Below are 16,217 nucleotides of genomic sequence, written 5' to 3' on the forward strand. Positions count from 1 at the left end.
ATCTTGCTTCATTTATTTCCAGGTTGTGGCAGATCCATATCTTTGGAGAGGGTAATACGAGAACGACCGCGGTGTTTTTTATTAAATACTTAAGGTCGCTGGGCTTTGCTGCAACGAATGATATTTTTGCAGAAAATGCATGGTATTTCAGGAATGCTCTTGTTCGTGCGAACTATACGGATCTGCAAAAGGGGATCCATGAGACGACCGAGTACCTCGAGATATTTTTGAGAAATCTTCTTTTAGAAGAAAATCATCCACTTCAAAATCGGACTTTACATGTAAGCGGACTCTGGACGGACGAAAAAGTGTATATGGAAGAGAAAAAAGTGGACATTCAATCGGAAAAAGTGTATTTTGAGGAGAAAAAAGCGGACATTGAAGCGCTTCCTTCTCCAAAATCCGCAAATTTTTCTGCACGGACCAATGTTCATATCCAGAGATTGTTCCATGAATACGGTTACGATGGGATCTTTGGCAGAAGCGCAGCGATGGATCTGCTTGGACTAAAAAGCTCCGGGACATCCAAGCTGCTGTCTAATTTAGTGCAGGCAGGTATCATTGAACCAGTGTCAGGACATGGGAAGGGAAAATATAGATTTGTTGACAACAGGTAAAAAAGAATAAGATATAAGTATCAATTGATACTTATATAATGAAAGACAACGAAAATGAGTTATACGAGAAGCCTTTACCCCCGAAATGTTTCCATACAGAAAATCTTAGGAGGTGTTCCCATGAATATGAAAACAATAAAAAGCAAAACATGTTTGTGTATGTGTTGTATGGAAGAGCATGAAGTAAAAACAGTTCTCGTTGATGAAAAAGCGACATTTAAAGGGAAAACAGTAGAATATGACGCATTGTATTTATATTGTGATAGAGCAGAAGAATTATATATGAATGAACAGCAGATGCAAGAGAATGATATGCGTCTAAAGGATGCTTATCGCGAATCAGAAGGACTTTTAACTTCTGCTGAAATCGTTGCTATTAGAAAGCAGTACGGTATTACTCAAAAGGATCTTTGTATCTTGTTAGGATGGGGAAGTAAAACAATTACTAGATATGAAAGTCATCAAGTTCAGGATCGGGCGCATGATACGATTTTAAAAAAGATCAGTCATGATCCTGAGTGGTTTTTATCGCTGCTAAAAGATGCTAAGGCAGATGTTATTTCATTCGAATATGCGGCGTATCTACAAATATAACATAGCACTCTAAACGCAAAACCCCGCTTCGGCGCATCGTCAATCAAGACACATGCCGGAAGCGGGGTTTCCTGTTCTTCGTGTTTCTTATTCTACAACACATACGTTGGCAGCACGTGACTTGCCATTGTTGTGTGGATCTTCTTCAATTTCGAACGTTACTTTCTGACCTTCCTTGAGAGTCTTGAATCCGTCCGCCATGATGGAAGAGAAGTGAACGAATATATCAGCACCACCCTCATCGTTGGAAATGAATCCAAATCCTTTTTGCTCATTGAACCACTTAACAGTACCATTGCACATAGATCTGTACCTCCTTAAAAAATTTCCTTCAGATCTACCGATAAAAAAACCGCAGCGTATGAATCAAAAGTTAAAAATTGATCCATAGGCTACGGTAATCAATCTATAAATTCAGAATACTCTTATAGTATACATTAGCTTCCAGATAAAAGCAATCCCGAAATGAATAAAATCCACCCTTATCTGCGAAGCACGGCGGTCACAACAGCTCCCGCCAGTGAAATTCCAGCCATCAGCAGCAGGCAGGATGTAAGTCCGAACGCATCCATCATGGCGCCCAGCGAGATTCCTGCAAAGGATGCTCCCAGGTATGACCAACCGTTGACAATACCCACTCCGGTGCCTCCCAGCCGGGTTCCCAGGATATCTCCCGGCAGATTAAAGAGGGGAGCCTGAACTCCCTGGATACAACCTCCTGCAAAGAATAGCAGTGCTCCCAGAATAACGACGCCGCCCGGGAGCATCAGGATCCGAAGCCCCCAAAAGTATATGATCAGAAGACCTGCCGTGCTTACGAGAAATCCCATCAAGATAGTCTGCCAGCGGCTTCCGTGAAAGACAGTATCTGAAATGTGTCCCAGTGCGATGGAAAAAAACGCACCGCCCCAGTGCATGGCCGATGCCGCAATGGTAGCTGCCATCAGAGCCATTCCGAAACCACCCGACTGGCTTCCTGCAAAGAGTCCGCCTCCGGCACTTTCAGCAAGGCCGGGAGCATCTACAGAGCACGGCGTAATAAGGATCTTGACGATCCAGTTGACAAGCCCCCAGCGAACAAACTGGCTGCAAATAGTAGCAAGAGCGGTCAGCAGGATGGCCGGATGCTTCATCACATCAGCGTAGTCACGCAGGCATACCGTATCGGAAGCCGACGTCTTTGCAGAATCCTTTGCATCTCCGGAAGCCGAAGCCGGATCCTTTGCATCCGAAACGCCGCTATGCTCCCACTCCACCGTAAAACCGTACTGCTGGGGCGTATCCTTTACATAAATACAAAATACCACCGACCACATGAGAAGCAGCAGGGCAGGGAGGAAAAACGCCGCGCGCCAGCTGAGAAATGTGATAGCAAAACCTGCCACCGGATAGATGATGATACCGCCCAGAAAAGCGAAAGCGTCAAACAGACCCATGAACAACCCCCAGCGTTTCTGCGGGATCCAGCGGAAGAGCACGCTGCAGCCCGGAGACCACCCCATAGACAGGGACACCGCATTGATCGCCCAGAAGATAGCAAACGGTTTCATCCCGGAGGAGAGACCGAAGCCGATATTGGCTGCCGTCGCGCCGATGGCTCCAAGAAACATGAGCAGTTTCGGACTGTACCGGTCGCCCAGGTAGCCGGAGAAAAACTGTCCCAGACCGAAGCCCAGTGTAAAGATGGTAAACAAGATCCCGAAGGTGGCGTTGGACAGATCAAAGCTTTGCTGGATCCTGTCGGCAGCCACGCCCAGATTGTTGTTGCATGTAAAATAAAATGTATATAACGTGATCATAACAAAAAACACCCTGAGCTGCACAGGGTGGAATTCGTTTTCTTTCAGGATACGTGAATCCTTGGCAAGCATATCAGTGACCTCCTGTTGATATAAGCGCAGACATTTATTTGATCGCCCGGTATCCCATAAGACCAATGGTTTCGTTTCCGACCTGGCGCTGGAACTGCTTTTCCTTGCCGGTGGTGCTTCCGATCTGTTTCTGATCGTCAATCTCCATACCGCCTTCTAAAAGATCGGCTTTAACATGAGCAAAGGTCATCTTTTCCGGGATGAAATCAGGCTGATCTTCCTGGAAAGTCCGCAGGCTCTTAGGACATTTTCGATAGTCTGCAAAGAGGCCGACGGCACATCCGGTTTTGCGAATCAGTGGTGTGATCTTATCGTACTGGCTCTTGTTGTATGTGAAGATGCAGTTGTTGGACGAAAAATCATCCAGGTACACATCGATAGAGTTTTCGCGCAGTGGCAGCCGGTTCAGATCTCCAGCCAGATACACCGTCTGGCAGTCGAATTCCTTCATGTACTCCTGCAGCTTGCGGATCCGTTTCAACGATGGATCGTTGATGATGAAAATAGCGTCCCGGCTGAACTTCTGGCAGTAACGCGAGAAATAATTGCCGGAAAACGGTCCTCCCATGATGTTGATGCTTCCCTCCATATCCACGTGATCCGTCATCTGGTGGTACATCCACATGTATGTCTTGTCGATCAGTGTGCGGAATTCGTTACCCAGTTCTTCCGTGACAGCGGACACCAGATCGATGTTTTCAAATGCTTTGAACGGGGTGTCCTCTGCATAGCCGTCGCACAGGATAACGCCGTCTTTCAGTTCATTCTTGTAGCCGCATTCGCAGAGGAATTCACCGTCACATATTTTATTGTCGCTGATGCTGGCTGATTCCAGTTTGAGGGGTCTGCCGCAGTCCGGGCATGCCAGATAGGGCAGGAATGTAAAGGGAATGCCGTTGGCGCTGTGATCCAGTTCGTAGTTGATCTGAGAAAAGCTGCGGATCTCTGCTTTCAGCTCTCCGATGGTATCGTGTATTTTTTCTTCTTCTTTTTCTAGTTCTGCCTGTTTCTGCTTCAAAAGACGCGAAAAAATCCCAAGCACGGTTTCATCCCGGAATTTTGTGGTTTTTTCCAGGAAAAAGAGAAGCTCGATTTCTTCCAGCGAAAAGCGAAAGGATTTATATTTCAAAATCTTCTCCATGTCTTCCATGCATGAGGGTGTGAATACATACTGATTGTTTTTCCGTTCCGGTGTCAGCAGGGCACGCTCCACATAGTAGCGCACCGTCGTGATGTTCAGGCCATACTTCTTAGCAAAATCACCGATTTTCATGTTCTACTTTACTCCATATTCCATAAGTTCTGTTCCATACTTTATGCGAAATCCATCCGGCACGGGTATCGCGGGAAAACCTGCTGTCAGCTGTGGTTTTCGACAAGATTCCGCAAACATCTCTATTATACTAAAAAAGTTAGGGGAGGGCAACACACAATGTTTTTACCTCTTGCGAAATCGTGCAAAATATGGCATTATAATCTATGTATGTTTTTATACACAAATATACACAAATTTCCGGGAGGAGAATTTTACATGGAAAAATTAGGACTGAATGAAATCAGAGAATTATTTTTGAGCTTTTACCAATCTAAGGAGCATTACCGGAGACAGAGTTTTCCGCTGATCCCGCAGAACGATAAAAGTCTTCTTATCATAAATTCAGGTATGGCGCCGCTGAAGCCGTACTTTGCAGGAATCGAAACACCGCCGAGCAAGCGCATGACCACCTGCCAGAAGTGCATTCGTACCGGCGATATCGAAAACGTAGGATATACTTCCAGACACGGTACATTCTTCGAAATGCTGGGAAGCTTTTCTTTCGGAGATTACTTTAAGAAAGAATCCCTGACCTGGGGCTGGGAATTCATTACGAAAGTACTGAAAATGCCGACGGACAGACTCTGGGCTACCGTATATGAAAACGATGACGACGCTTATGCCATCTGGCGCGATGTTATCGGCATGCCTGAAGAGAGGATCGTGCGTCTGGGCAAGGATGATAACTTCTGGGAGATCGGGACTGGTCCATGCGGTCCGTGCTCTGAAATCTATTTTGACCGCGGCGAGAAATACGGCTGCGATAACCCGGACTGCAAGCCGGGATGTGACTGCGACCGTTACGTTGAGTTCTGGAACCATGTGTTCACACAGTTCAGCCGCGACGATGAAGGGAACTACAGCGATCTGGCTCATCCTAACATCGATACAGGTATGGGGATCGAACGTCTGGCGTGCATCATGCAGGGTGTAGAATCCATTTTCGACGTAGATACTATCAAATATATCCTGGATGCAGTAGTGGCTAAATCCGGAGTTGAATATAAGGACGGGGAAGCAGAAACGGACATTTCCATCCGTATTATCACGGATCATCTGCGCTCCATGACGTTTATGATCGGCGATTCTATTCTGCCGGGTAACGAAGGCAGAGAATATGTACTGCGCCGTCTCATCAGACGTGCAGCGCGTCACGGCCGGATCCTGGGTATCGAAGGACCGTTCCTGGCGGAGCTTTCCGAAAAGGTGATCGAAACTTCCGGCGATGCGTATCCGGAGCTGAAACAGCGCCGCGATATGATCAAAAAAGTCATCGCTGTCGAAGAAGAAAAATTCGCATCCACCATTGATCAGGGCATGAAGATCATCAATTCCTACATGGACGAGCTGAAAACAGAAGGAAGCAAAACGCTTGACGGCGAAAAGGCGTTCAAGCTGCACGATACCTACGGTTTCCCGATCGACCTGACACGGGAGATCCTGGAAGAGTCCGGTTATGAGATCGACCTGGACGGCTTCGAAAAGGCTATGGAAGAACAGAAAAAGCGTTCCCAGGCGGAACAGGAAATGGATGATGCAGGCTGGGATGAAGTAAATGCAGAGCTTTCCGTGGAAGGCGAGACAAACTTCACCGGATACGAAACGCTGTTTGATACAGGCCTCATCAAAGCGATCATTGGCACAGAAGGCAATGCAGATGCAGCAGGCGAGGGCGAGACATGCCGCGTGATCCTGGATGAAACACCGTTCTACGCAGAAAGCGGTGGTCAGGCTGCTGACGCCGGTGTGATCCGGACTGCTGACGGTGAAGCTGAGATCATCGACGTGACCAAGACAAATAATGTATTCATCCATAAAGTAAAAGTGACCAGCGGCACCCTGAAAACAGGAGAAAAAGCAGAGTGTCAGGTGTTGATCCCGCGCAGAAACAAGACTGCTGCCAACCATACAGCGACCCATTTGCTGCACAAGGCTTTGCAGGAAACGCTGGGCGAACACGTAAAGCAGGCAGGATCCTCTGTGACGGAAGACGGTCTGCGGTTCGACTTCAACCATTTCCAGGCTATGACGCCGGAAGAGATCGCAGCGGTAGAAGCGCGCGTCAATGAGCAGATCAGCATGTTCATCGATGTGACGACGGAAGTCAAATCCATTGAAGACGCTTCGAAGGAAGGCGCTACAGCTCTCTTCGGAGAAAAATACGGCGATGAAGTAAGAGTGGTTTCCATCGGAGATTACAGCAAAGAATTCTGCGGCGGTACTCATGTTAAAAACTCAGGACAGATCGGTGCATTCCATATCCTCAGCGAGGCAGGCGTTGCTTCCGGCGTGCGGAGAATTGAAGCCGTGACCGGTCAGGGCGTGCTGAACAAATACACAGAAGATGAGGCTCTTATCGCTGATGCTGCACATGCATTGAAGGCGAAGAAGGATACGCTGATCGACCGCAGTGCGTCGCTGATGGATGAGGTCAAGGCTCTGAAAAAAGAGATTGAAGAAATGAAGAAGGCTGAAATCAGCAAAGGCTCCGGAAGCCTGCTGGAAGAAGCAAAGGATGTGAACGGCATCAAGCTGATCGCTAAGGAGTTCGCAGATTACAGCATCAACGATCTTCGCGGACTTTCTGACCAGATCAAAGCTGACAACAAGGGCGTGGCTATGGTATTCGCAGCAGTTTCCGGCGGCAAGGTGACTTTCCTGGTTTCCCTGACGGACGATCTGGTAGAGCAGGGACTTCACGCCGGAAAGATGATCAAGGAAGTTGCAGCAGCTGCTGGCGGCGGTGGCGGCGGCAAGGCTGACATGGCACAGGCAGGTGCAAAGGATCCGTCTAAGGTTTCAGCGGCGTTTGCCAAGGCCGAAGAGCTGATTCAGGGCTAGTTCATGTGATAGTTTTGTGGAGTTCCATGATTTGTTATTGTCAGCATACCGGTAAAAATGATATAATCTTTATATAGTTAGTAGGATGGAGGTAACGTAATGGACAGACAGACCAGAATGTATGATAACTTCGACAGGGTAGAACAGAGAACCATCGAAGAGATTTTAAATATAGTGTATGATGCTCTGGAAGAGAGAGGATACAATGCGATCGATCAGATGGTAGGATATATTTTATCCGGAGATCCATCTTACATAACAAGCCATAATAATGCAAGAAACATTATGGGTCGGATCGAACGTGATGATCTCGTAGAGGAACTGATTCGCGCGTATCTCAATAAGTAGAACGTATACAAGCTGGCGTAACAGCTGAACATTTAAGAAACAGCCCCGCGCAATCGCGGGGTTTTATTATGCAGGAGTGGAGTTTCAGTCAGTTTACTGGCTAGATAGCATGAATACTGACTGAAATCGATCGAATGATAGAAAGGATACTGATATATGAAGAAATTAGCATTGGACGTAGGAGATAAGACCATCGGCGTCGCTGTCAGCGATGCGCTGAATATTACAGCCCAGGGCGTGACTACCATCGAAAGGGTAGGGATCCGCAAGGACGCCGGGAAAGTGATGGACTACATCAAAGAATTCGACTGCGATACCGTTGTGATCGGTCTGCCGAAGAAGCTGGACGGAACTGACAGCCCCCAGACAGAAAAGGTCTATGAATTCAAGACTATGCTGGAAAACAAGATGCGCAGCAGCGGGATGGGAAATGTAAATCTGACGTATTACGATGAACGCCTTACCACCGTTATGGCGGAGAAAGTCCTCATCGAAGCTGATGTGAGTCGCCGCGGCAGAAAAAAAGTCATCGATAAACAGGCTGCCGTGATCATCCTGCAGGGATATCTGGACTCGCTTAAATAATTAAAAATTGTGAGACAAATCTCTTTTCCATTATTTTTTAGTATGATATAATTGTAACATAATCATTTTATCAAAAGAGGATAAGAGAGGAGAACAAAATGAAACATTTAAAGAAAATCTCTGTACTTGCAGCAGTTCTGGTAATGGTCTCCATGATCCTGGCATCCTGCGGCGGCGGTGGACTGAAAGACGATCCTGCAGTAGGAACCTGGGAAATGACTGAAGTAGAATATGCTGGACAGACACTGTCTGCAGATGATCTGAAATCTACAGGACAGATGGACGAAATGCCGAAGCTGACAATCAAGGAAGACGGAACCTGCACATTCGCCTTCATGGGTGAAGATGGGGAAGGTACTGTTTCCGCTGGAGAAGGCGGCAAGTATGACATCCAGGATGATTCCGATCAGACTTTAACCTTTGAGATCAAGGATGGAAAGCTTCGTCTGGATTATTCTGAAATGAGTATGGTCATGATTTTCGAACAGAGCAAATAAACAAGTAGCAAGACAGGGACGTTATGAAGATGTTCCTGTCTTTTGTTATACATTATGATCACACGTTATAAAAGAAAGGAAGAAGAACATGAAAAAAGTAATCACATTAGTGGCAGCGATCATGCTGCTGGTAACAAGCACACTGGCTCTGGCCGGCTGCGGAGGCACCAAGACACTGGAAGAGTATGTCAACAGTGATTCTGATGTACAGCAGGAGCTGTCTGATCTGGAAAGTTCCCTGGGAACTGGCGGATCCATATCCGTAAAAGAAAACAATATCAAGCTGATTTACAAATATGATCAGACGTTCGATGAAGCTACAGCAACAGCTATGAAACCACAGCTGGAACAGGCCATGAACAGCATGGAATCCCAATTCCAGGGCATGATCGATGATCTGAAAGAAGACTCCGGTATCGATGATGTAAGCATGACCATCGTATATCAGGATGCTAATGGTACGGAACTATACAGCAATACGTATCAGTAGAGGCATAGGGGAGAAATACAACTATTCCTATAATCATAATTATGGGAATAGTTAGCTACATTTTTCTCAAACCAGCGTGAATTGCCCGGAATCCTTGCAAATCAATGGTTCTCGGCAATTCATTATCATTTATATCTTATATATTAAAACACTGAACATTCTCCGGAGGTTTGCCGTTTCCGGAGTTGTTCAGTGTTTTTTATTGGAACTATTTAAATAAATAATATTGCGGACAAAGTGAAACCTATAAGTCTTCCGGGATCGCCAGTGTCATGCCTGGATGCAGATCTGAGGCTTCGATATCGTTGATCTGGCAAATCTCATAGACTGCTTTACGGGTATCAGTGCTTTCATCTTTATAAGTGTTAGCGATCGTCCAAAGTGTATCACCAGATGATACCTGTACCTCTGTATAAGTCTGTTTCGTCAGGGCCACGGATGTGTTGAGTCCTGTCAGTGCAGTGAATCCAGCCACGCACAGTCCGATCATGATAATCATGGATGTAATAAAACGGAACTTGGATGTGATCCGGTATTTTTTTCTCTTCCTGCCGGTGTTCTGGTGAGATCCTGTGTTCTGCGAAATATAGTAATTGGTTTCGTAAGTGCTGTATGCGTTCATATTACTGCCCTCTCTTCCCCATCTTTTTCGTAAACGTTTGTTCGTTTTTGTTGAGAACAGTATAACAGAATGTTTGTTCGCTGTCAACAGCTTTCGTAAACATTTGTTCGCAATATTTCTTTTCGTGCTGAGCAGTCACCAGTCCCCTGCCCTTACATCAGTTTCGTTTCCTCCAGTTTCTCCGAGAATGCCTCGTTAAGACGAATTACCGGTTTTCGAAGCAGCAGCCCCAGGATCAGCGACAAGATCATGAAGATCCCCAGCTTCGCCAGATCCAGCCAGTAATCCATCCCATAGAGGCCGCCGACTGCTTCTCTAAGTGCTGCCATGCTATGAGTAAACGGCAGCATCGGGTACACGATCTGGAAGAACCTTGGTGCAACCTCGATCGGGAACGTTCCGCCCGTTCCTGCCACTTGCATTACCAGAAGCACCACACTGATAGCCTTGCCGATATCACCGAAAGATACGGTCAAGGTATAGATGATATTGACGTACACGATACTGCTGAACCAGCACGCCAGCATAAACAAAAACGGATGTTCGCACTGGATCCCCAGATAGAACAGATCTCCAAGTGCGATCAGTGTACTTTGCAGCAGTCCGATGATAAGGAAACTGATATACCGTCCCAGGTACAATTGACGTGATTTTACACGTGTCAGTCCGCGAAGGCAGTTTTCTGATACCGTTACTTTCATCATGGCCACCAGAATGATCCCGCCGATCCAGATGGCCAGCGTGGAATAAAACGGAGCCATGGATGATCCATAGTTTTCGATCTTATAAACAGCGTGGGTCTTGAGAGATACTGGTGCTGCCAGAAAATCGCTGATTTCATCCTTGTTTTCGGCTACCAGTTCTTCCAGCTGGCTGAAATCGTGGTTCTGCTGCATCTCTTTGAGTCGTCCAGAGATAGATGAAACCTGTCCGGATGCCTGATTCAGAAGGTTGGCAGAGCCGCTCAGTGATTTCTGCAAAGATGCCAGATCGGCCGCTGCCGATCCGGTCAGTTTCGCGATGTTCGAGGCACTGTTTCCCAGGCTCTTCTGGAGATCTGAAAGGCTGTCTGTCGTGGTTTTCAGCGATCCTGCAAGATCTTTAAGAGTGTCCTTAAGGTTTTCTTCATAGCTTCCCTGGACTTCATCGATGCTGCTTTGGCTTGTCTCGATCAGCTTCTGCAGCTCATTCTTTGCAGATTGACTCAAAGAAGAACTCTTGCGCAGAGACTTTGCAGAAGTCTTAAGGCTGTCCTGAAGCTCCTCCTGCGCGGCGATACAGCTATCCAGCCGTGCGAGCACCGGCGCGGTCTTTGCAGAAAGTTCCGGGTGAGCCTGATCCAGGGCTTCGATGGAGTCTCTCAGCTTCTTGTATTTTGTGACCAGATCGCCTGTCTGTCCTGCCATGGTATCCAGGGTGGCGGCTGATTCTTTGGACTTTGTGCCATGGTTTGCGAAGGCTGTATCCACGGTGGATGCCATCTGCTTATAATAGCTCTTGCTTCCCGTCAGCGCTTTGTTGATCTCATCGGTAGTTCCGGTAATGGTATCCCGGATATCCGTCAGGGATTTTTTGATTTCTTCCAGTGTCTTGTTGTTCTGTTTCGAAAGCTCCTGTGTCTGATCCAGCACATCCGTCGTAGATGCCAGCAGATCGTGAGTCGAGCCTGTCAGCGTCGCAAAGGAATCCAGCGTGCCTGCTGAAAGAGACAGGTCGGAGGAGATCTGATCCAAATTGCTTATCAGGTTGGAAGCAATAGAGTCCGCACCGTTTTCCTGAGCCATATTGGACACCGACTGCATTACCGTCATAAGGGAATCCGACAGAGTTTCGATGAACACCTTGTTGATCTGTTTCTGTATAGCAGAAGCCCCCTTGTCCGTCACCTTCGGAGCGATAGCGTTTTCCTTGGCGTTGGAATAGTAGAAGATCTGCGGCTTTTCGATATCCTCGGAGAATATGCTCATCATATCGCGACTGAAGTCCTTAGGAATGACGATAGCCGCATAGTAATCGCCTGATCTGACACCATGAACCGCCTTGTCTTTCGTGGTGAAGATCCATTCCATCTGGGTGTTTCCGCGCATCATGGAGAGCACCTGATCGCCTACGTTGATCTCAATGGGGATCAGCTGACCGTCATACCCTTCGTCCACACTGGCCACAGCTACTTTCAGGTTGCCTGTATTCTTATAAGGATCCCAGCTGGCCGCGATGTTGAACCATGCGTAGAGGCATGGAACCACTGTGATCCCAACGATAGCGATAATGGCGATAACGTTGGTGCGGATCCGCAGAGCATCCCGTTTGAAGATTTCCCATATGTTTCTCATCGTTCCTTCTCCTCCTTGATGCTCTTGGTCAGATCCTCAACAGTCATGCCGTTGATCTCCAGCTGACGATGCATTTTATCATGGATGTATTCCACGCAGATCAGATAGCCGCAGATGACGATCAGTGAAACGATCCACAGGACCAGGAACACCAGACGTGATTCCAGGCTGAACATCAGGATCAGCAGCAGCAGCGGGATCACGATCATGCAGATAAATCCCCAGCGGATCAGCTTCGGATAATACCGTTCAAACTGAACGGATTTTTCAAGCAGCTGCACCTTGCTTTCTTCATGCTGCAAAAGTGCTTTCAGCACAGCATAAAATTTTCGGTTCGGTTCCGGAGAAACAGGGACTTCTCCCAGCATAAGCTCCGACTTTTCCAGATGGCGGTCGAACATATGATTCAGGTTCATGATCAGCGGCCGGATCACCAGACCGGTGAAAAATGACAGCGCCACGAAAACAAGCAGGTAAAGCAGATCCTTTACGAACAGATTTCCGTAGAATCCTGCGATGGCTTCCCGCATGGCGTCGATACCGTAGCTGAACGGGAACAACGGATATAGTTTCTGGAAGAATTCCGGCATCATTTCGATGGGATATGTACCGGAAGACCCGGGGATCTGAAGGATGATCAGCAGTACGGCCACAGCTTTACCGATATGCTTGAAGGTGATGGCCAGCGCATATATGATATTGACGTATACGAAGCTGCAGTAGATTCCTTCCAGCACGAACAGCAGCGGGTGAACGCACTGCACGCCCAGAAGCAGCAGATCTCCCAGACATACGATGAGTCCCTGGATCGCACCGGCCGCCATAAACAGCAGCCATCGTCCGAAGTAGGCACGCGTCGGATCCAGCCGTTTGCGTGAGATCCCTGCCGGATCCACCTCCTGCTTCAGGATCGACACTAAAATCAGCCCTCCTACCCAGAGAGCAAGGTTGGTATAAAACGGTGTCATGCCGGTTCCATAATTGTCTACGTTATAAACGACCTTGGATTCCAGGGAAACAGGAGAGGCCATAAAATCGGCTATACGATCCGAATCTATCCCTTCCAGAGTCAGCAGATCCTGATAAGTCTCAGAACTGTGGAGCGCATTTAAATCTGTCTGGATCTGTTCAAGACTTTCGTCCACACGGACAAGGGACTGACCGGTCTGTTCCAGCTGTTTCACACTGGCGGAAAGCCCTGCATCCAGCTGCTTCAGGATGGTTCTCCCCTGTTCTGTCAGTGGTTCTATGCCGGAAAGCGCCGTAGAAAGACTTCCGTTGACACTGGCCAGATCGTCAAGTACACGGTACAGTTTCGGGATCAGATCTTCCAGCAGTTTCTGTTTCACGTCTTGCAGAGAATCCTGACTTTTAGCAGAAAGATCTCCCAGATCCGAACGGGCGTCCGCTGCTGAAGTGACCGCTCCATCGATGGTCTTTTTCCCGGATTTCAAAGAGTTTAGCAGGTCTGTATAGCTCTGGGTCTGACCTTTGATATCGCTGATCTGCTGTGAGAGATCGCTGCCTCCGCCTGTACTGCTTTGCAGAGCGTCCAGGCTCTGGATCAGCTTCTGATTCTTCTGCTGCAGCTTTTCTGCGGCGGCGATGTTGTCATCCAGGGCGGCAGATACCTGGGATCCTGTGGTCTCAAGCGCACCCAGGCGATTTCCCGAAGTGACGGAAAAATTGGTCAGCGCAGCTTCACTGCCTGAAAGACCTCCGGTCAAAGCCACGCTGAAATCCTGCAGACCGTCGCGTGCCTGCTGAAACAGTTTCTGCGTATTGGAGAAGGCGTCAGATGCCCCCTTTGCAGCAGAATCCACATCGTCCAGCGAAGCGATCGCATCCTGCAGCACCGGTTTGGAGCCAGCTACCGTTTTCTTGAAACTGTCGATGGTTTTCTGATAATCCGCCAGGTTGTTTCGCACGTTTTGAATGGTGTTCATCAGATCTGCATCTGCGGAATTGAGATCCGCCGACATCTGGTTGGCAGCCTTCTGGATCAGCTTGGAAATGGCCTCAGAAGCAACTGCTGAGAAGGTATCGTTGATCTCCTGCTGTATGGTGGTGGCGCCTGTATCGGTGATCTTAGGTGCGATGGCGTTTTTCTTTTCGTTGATATAATAATCCAGCTTAGGATCTTTGATTTCGCCGGAAAGAACGCTCAAAAGCGAATTGCTGAAATCATCGGGGATGACGATGGCAGCGTAGTATTTACCGGAGCGTACTCCTTCCTTCGCTTTCTTTTCATCGACAAAAACCCAGCCAAGCTGGTCGTTTTTCTTAAGGCTCTGCACGATGGTGTCCCCTGCATTCAGGGAAATCATGTCAGAGCTCGCGCCTCTGTCGCAGTTGGCGATGGCGACCTTGATCCCTGCTGTATTGCCGTACGGATCCATATTGGCCGCAATATTGAACCAGGCATACAAAGACGGCAGGAGACAGACTCCCACCATGACCAGTGCCGCCGCACGATTGCGCGACAGCCGTTTCAAATCGCGTAAAAAGATCCGAAATACTGTTTTCATTCACTTCCTCCTGCTGTGTTTTATGCTACATCATTCGGGTCAAAAAAACCTCCTTGCGTCTCGCTGCAAAGAGGTCTTCTGTTGTCTTGCTCTTACATTTTCATCAGCTTGTCGTATCCCTTATTCAGCAATCCGGTGAACCGTTTGCGGAATATTACGCAGAGAACGCATAACACGACTGCGACACCTGCGATGATCCCTGCGCTGACGTATCCTCCCGTCCCGATCTGGCGACCGATCAGAAGGCTTCCCATCATACCAGGGGAACGCCCGATCAGCGATACTATGAGGAACGGTTTCAGCTTGATTTCTGAAAGCCCGGCTACATAGTTACAGAGATCTTTTGGCACGCCCGGGATCAGGAAAATGAAGAATACGATGATGACTGCTTTCTTGCTGTTTAAATGAACCAGCCATTTTTTTATCTTTTCTTCACCAAAGATCAGATGCATCGCATCATGTCCGAGAATACGTGCGATATAATAAGTCAGGACGGATCCTATAAGTGCTCCGATCAGGGAGTACAGGTATCCCAGCCAGAATCCCCACATGTATCCTGCCGTGAACTGAAGCCACTGTCCCGGAATAACGCAGATGACGATCTGCATCACCTGAGCCAGGATATAAAACAGGACGCTTTGGGCTTTATACTGGGCAAAAAGTGCTCTCACGTTCTCCATACTGGAAAAGCTGTGAATGAGATCTTTTTGAAAAAAGTAAAGGTACAGTGGGATTCCAACGATGATCCCCAAAAAAAGGATCAACTTAAAAATCGCAGAAAAAACCTTGAATTTTTTTCGCAGTTCTGCTTTGCGTTCACTGTCCATATGTCACACATCTCCTTGTCCGATATCTGACTGCGGGATTCCGTTCCGTTCCATCGTTTCTCGTATCAAATATCCAATATTCCTTTTTCTTTTAATGCCTGCATTGCTTTGATCACACCGAACTTCGAATGTTCATAAGTCAGACCACCCTGGAAGTACACGATATACGGCTCCCTGATCGGTCCGTCTGCAGAAAGTTCAATAGAAGATCCCTGCACAAAAGCTCCTGCCGCCATGATGACCTGGTCTTCATATCCAGGCATATCCCACGGCAGTGGAGTGACCTGTGAATCCACCGGTGCAGCTGCCTGGATGCCCTGGCAGAATGCGACCATTGCTTCCGGACTGCCCAGCTTGACAGCCTGTATGATATCGCTGCGAAGGTCCTCCGGTCCCGGGCATACGTCATAGCCGAGAAGCTCAAAGGCTTTACCGCAGAGAACTGCGCCCTTCAGCGCTCCGTTAACTGTCTTCGGGGCGATGAACAATCCCTGCAGGATCGAACGTGTCTGTCCAAATGTCAGCCCGCACTCTCCGCCGATCCCAGGAGAAGTCATCCGGTAGGAGACTTTGTCGATGAGATCCTGTCTGCCGGCAATGTAACCACCGGTCAAAGCCAGACCGCCTCCCGGATTCTTGATCAGGGAACCTGCCATGACGTCGATCCCTGCATCAGTAGGCTCCTGGATATGGAGAAATTCTCCATAGCAGTTGTCCGCCATGCAGATGATGCTGTCTCTTATACACAT

Annotated in this window: 14 protein-coding genes and 1 pseudogene; 7 read left to right on the top strand and 8 right to left on the bottom strand. The window is 48.0% G+C overall.

Annotation, left to right across the window (positions count from 1 at the left end; translation table 11 throughout):
* Positions 1 to 617, top strand: a pseudogene (locus tag H8876_RS01415) (Fic family protein); the annotation flags it as partial.
* A 120-nt stretch (positions 618 to 737) separates the two neighbouring features.
* Entirely contained in the window at positions 738 to 1,211 is a 474-nt protein-coding gene (locus H8876_RS01420) for a type II toxin-antitoxin system MqsA family antitoxin (protein WP_249286234.1), read from the top strand.
* A gap of 87 nt (positions 1,212 to 1,298) precedes the next feature.
* Here H8876_RS01420 and H8876_RS01425 read toward each other — a convergent pair whose 3' ends face one another.
* The 3 genes from H8876_RS01425 to H8876_RS01435 form a co-directional block, all read right to left on the bottom strand.
* On the bottom strand, positions 1,299 to 1,514 hold the full coding sequence (locus tag H8876_RS01425; protein WP_249286235.1) for a cold-shock protein: 216 nt from the start codon (positions 1,512 to 1,514) through the stop codon (positions 1,299 to 1,301).
* 179 nt (positions 1,515 to 1,693) lie between these two features.
* Positions 1,694 to 3,082: an MFS transporter gene (locus tag H8876_RS01430; protein ID WP_249286236.1), complete on the bottom strand. Its 1,389-nt coding sequence runs from the start codon at positions 3,080 to 3,082 to the stop codon at positions 1,694 to 1,696.
* 34 nt (positions 3,083 to 3,116) lie between these two features.
* The gene (locus H8876_RS01435) at positions 3,117 to 4,355 is read right to left on the bottom strand and encodes a MerR family transcriptional regulator (protein ID WP_249286237.1); all 1,239 of its coding nucleotides are present in this window, start codon (positions 4,353 to 4,355) and stop codon (positions 3,117 to 3,119) included.
* A 258-nt stretch (positions 4,356 to 4,613) separates the two neighbouring features.
* On the opposite strand from H8876_RS01435, the gene alaS reads away from it, so the two are divergent.
* From alaS to H8876_RS01460, 5 genes are all read left to right on the top strand, one after another.
* Positions 4,614 to 7,238: an alanine--tRNA ligase gene (gene alaS, locus H8876_RS01440; protein ID WP_249286238.1), complete on the top strand. Its 2,625-nt coding sequence runs from the start codon at positions 4,614 to 4,616 to the stop codon at positions 7,236 to 7,238.
* Positions 7,239 to 7,337: 99 nt separating this feature from the next.
* Positions 7,338 to 7,586, top strand: a complete 249-nt coding sequence (locus H8876_RS01445) for an IreB family regulatory phosphoprotein (protein ID WP_249286239.1) — start codon at positions 7,338 to 7,340, stop codon at positions 7,584 to 7,586.
* Positions 7,587 to 7,742: 156 nt separating this feature from the next.
* On the top strand, positions 7,743 to 8,171 hold the full coding sequence (gene ruvX, locus H8876_RS01450; RefSeq protein WP_249286240.1) for a Holliday junction resolvase RuvX: 429 nt from the start codon (positions 7,743 to 7,745) through the stop codon (positions 8,169 to 8,171).
* Positions 8,172 to 8,269: 98 nt separating this feature from the next.
* Positions 8,270 to 8,668 (top strand): lipocalin-like domain-containing protein, encoded by a 399-nt coding sequence (locus H8876_RS01455; protein WP_249286241.1) that lies wholly within the window; start codon positions 8,270 to 8,272, stop codon positions 8,666 to 8,668.
* A gap of 88 nt (positions 8,669 to 8,756) precedes the next feature.
* A complete protein-coding gene (locus H8876_RS01460; RefSeq protein ID WP_249286242.1) occupies positions 8,757 to 9,158 on the top strand; it encodes a DUF4854 domain-containing protein in 402 nt (133 codons plus the stop codon).
* 244 nt (positions 9,159 to 9,402) lie between these two features.
* Here the strand turns inward: H8876_RS01460 and yneA are convergent, their stop codons facing one another.
* The 5 genes from yneA to H8876_RS01485 form a co-directional block, all read right to left on the bottom strand.
* Positions 9,403 to 9,780, bottom strand: a complete 378-nt coding sequence (gene yneA, locus H8876_RS01465; protein WP_249286243.1) for a cell division suppressor protein YneA — start codon at positions 9,778 to 9,780, stop codon at positions 9,403 to 9,405.
* A 152-nt stretch (positions 9,781 to 9,932) separates the two neighbouring features.
* Positions 9,933 to 12,113 (bottom strand): YhgE/Pip domain-containing protein, encoded by a 2,181-nt coding sequence (locus H8876_RS01470; RefSeq protein ID WP_249286244.1) that lies wholly within the window; start codon positions 12,111 to 12,113, stop codon positions 9,933 to 9,935.
* Entirely contained in the window at positions 12,110 to 14,641 is a 2,532-nt protein-coding gene (locus H8876_RS01475) for a YhgE/Pip domain-containing protein (RefSeq protein WP_249286245.1), read from the bottom strand. Before H8876_RS01475 ends, H8876_RS01470 begins: the two co-directional genes overlap by 4 nt.
* A 92-nt stretch (positions 14,642 to 14,733) precedes the next feature.
* Positions 14,734 to 15,468, bottom strand: a complete 735-nt coding sequence (locus tag H8876_RS01480) for a TVP38/TMEM64 family protein (RefSeq protein WP_177264668.1) — start codon at positions 15,466 to 15,468, stop codon at positions 14,734 to 14,736.
* A gap of 65 nt (positions 15,469 to 15,533) precedes the next feature.
* The coding region (locus H8876_RS01485) for a methionine gamma-lyase family protein (RefSeq protein ID WP_249286246.1) at positions 15,534 to 16,217 on the bottom strand (684 nt) is incomplete at its 5' end.

Source organism: Lentihominibacter faecis, from assembly GCF_014306095.1.
Taxonomy (GTDB): Bacteria; Bacillota; Clostridia; order Peptostreptococcales; family Anaerovoracaceae; genus Lentihominibacter; species Lentihominibacter faecis.